General features: G+C 65.6%; 1 protein-coding gene. It reads right to left on the minus strand.

Annotated features, from left to right (window positions below; all coding sequences use genetic code 11):
* A partial coding sequence (locus A2I95_RS41155; RefSeq protein WP_291738048.1) for an ATP phosphoribosyltransferase regulatory subunit occupies positions 1-1014 on the minus strand: 1014 nt, incomplete at its 3' end.
* Positions 1015-1112: the final 98 nt, after the last annotated feature.

The following is a 1112-nucleotide window of genomic DNA, read 5'->3' on the forward strand; positions in this document are numbered from 1 at the left end:
GTCTCCCAGCCGCCGGGTCAGCGCATCATAGCGCCCGCCGCTGGCAATGGGCGGCAGATCGGGCCGCGCCTCGGCATAGAATCCGAACACAAATCCGTCGTAGTACTCCATCGAGGTGCGCCCGTAAGAGGCCTCGAAATCGAGAGTTTCCACATCCACTCCGCGTGCCTTCATCGCCGCTGTGCGTTCGTCCAAGCGGTCCAGGGCCAGGTTTATTTGCGGCAAGTCCACCGCAATATCGCGCATCTGCTCCGCCGCATAAGGCACCGTTTCGCGCACCGCCATCAACGCTTCCAGCGCCAGCAGCTCTTTTTCGGCAATCGGCGGCGCCTTGGCATCTTCGCGCAGCGCGTCAACCCGCGCCTGCACTTCTGCCGCGCGGCGTTTGCCAAGCTCCACCGCCGACCCGGTCAGATCGCCCTCGGTCTCCAGCAGCTTCTTGCGGTTCTCCGGGACCGATGCCCGGCCCGCGAACCGGTCCAGCAACGCCCGGAACCGGCGCGGCCGCCAGATATGGCGCATCAGCGCCGCCTTGCGCTTTTCCGTGGTTTTCAGCCCTTGCACGGCGGCCATCAGAATGCCGATATCGCCGGTTGCCGCCCGCAAAGGCAGCCCGCGCACCTGCAGCGCAAACAGCGCAAACACCTCCGCATCCGCTGCCGCCGCATCGTTGCGCTCAAACACCTCATAGCCGACTTGCAGGTATTCGTTGGGCCGGTCAGGGTCGACCTCCTGCCGCCGGAACACCTCGCCTGAATAGGTGTAGCGCGCAGGCTCCGCCCCGTGGCGCATATGCGCCTCCACCACCGGCACAGTGAAATCCGGGCGCAGCATCTGCTCGCCGTGCAGCGCATCTGACGTCACATAGGCGCGCGCCCGGATGTCCTCGCCGTAAAGATCCAGCAACGTGCCGGCCGGCTGCAGCAGCGGCGTGTCCACCACCTGCGCGCCTGCGGCCTCAAAGCGGACCCGCAGCATCGCAGCGCGGGCCTGAATTTGCGATTGAGCCGCCATGATCAGTCCTGCCCGTCCAGAATTTCCCGCACCTTGGCGGCCAGTTCCGTGCGCGGCACTTCAAACTGGCTCGGACGTTCTTTCCACTCTTCCAGGGT

The organism is Leisingera sp. F5 (assembly GCF_001593695.1).